General features: G+C 70.0%; 1 protein-coding gene. It reads right to left on the bottom strand.

The window, feature by feature from the left end; genetic code table 11:
* Positions 1-952 (bottom strand): IS481 family transposase (locus ACWEJ6_RS54775; RefSeq protein ID WP_452433721.1); only part of this gene is annotated, 952 nt, incomplete at its 3' end.
* Positions 953-1,027 lie beyond the last annotated feature (75 nt).

Raw genomic sequence — 1,027 nt, 5'->3', positions numbered from 1 at the left:
ATTGACCCGCAGGGTTGTTGACGCGGGTGATCGGTGGGTGGCCGCCGAGTGCGGTGTGGCATCGATGGTGGTTGTAGGTGTGGAGAAAGTCTTGCGGGGCGATGGTGCGTTCGTCGTTGCTTCGGTAGGGGCGGACGTATGCCCATTCGTCGAGCAGGGTGCGGTTGAAGCGTTCGACCTTGCCGTTGGTCTGTGGGCGGTAGGCGCGCGTGTGTTTGCCGGTGGCGCCGAGGTCGGCCAGGGCCTGGCGCCAGGCGGTGGCTTTGCGGTAGCTCCAGGCGTTGTCGGTGAGTACGCGTTCGATGTGGGTGATGCCCAGGCCGGCGAAGTGGGTGGCGGCGCGGCGGAGGAAGGCGGCGCGGGTGGCGGCCTTCTCGTCGGGGTGGACCTCGCTGTAGGCCAGGCGGGTGTGGTCGTCGACGGCCGAGTGGATGTAGTCGAAGCCGAGGGTGTGGGTGCGGTCGTGGCTGCGTTGGTCGCGGCCGTGGATGCGCCAGCCGCCGCCGTCGGGGATGCGGCCGAGTTTCTTGACGTCGACATGCGCGAGCTCTCCGGGCCGGTCGCGTTCGTAGCGGCGGATCGGCCGGCCGGTGGGCCGGTCCAGCCATGCCAGGCGGTGCAGGTTGTGGCGGGTCAGGATGCGGTGCACGGTGGAGGCGGGCAGGCCCAGGATGGGGCCGATGCGGGGCGGGCCGAGCTTGCGGCTGGTGCGTAGCTGGCACACCTGCGCTTCCAGGTCCGGGGCGGTGCGGTGCGGGGTGGTGTGCGGGCGGCTGGGCCGGTCGTGCAGGCCTGCCTCGCCTTCGGTGCGCCAGCGGCGTAGCCATTTGTAGGCGGTGGGCCGGGAGATGCCCATCTCGGCCGCTACGTGGGCGACGGGACGGCCGGACAGGACGCGTTGGATGAGCAGCCGCCGACCGTGAACGGTCAGTCGGGCGTTACGGTGGGACACGAGGCCTCCGCGTCTGGTGCAGATTCGACACCTACACCACAGCGGAGGCCTCTCCATTGATCAAGCCCTGGCTGT

This window comes from Nonomuraea sp. NPDC004702, from assembly GCF_053601695.1.
This window is presented reverse-complemented; position numbering and strand designations above follow the sequence as displayed.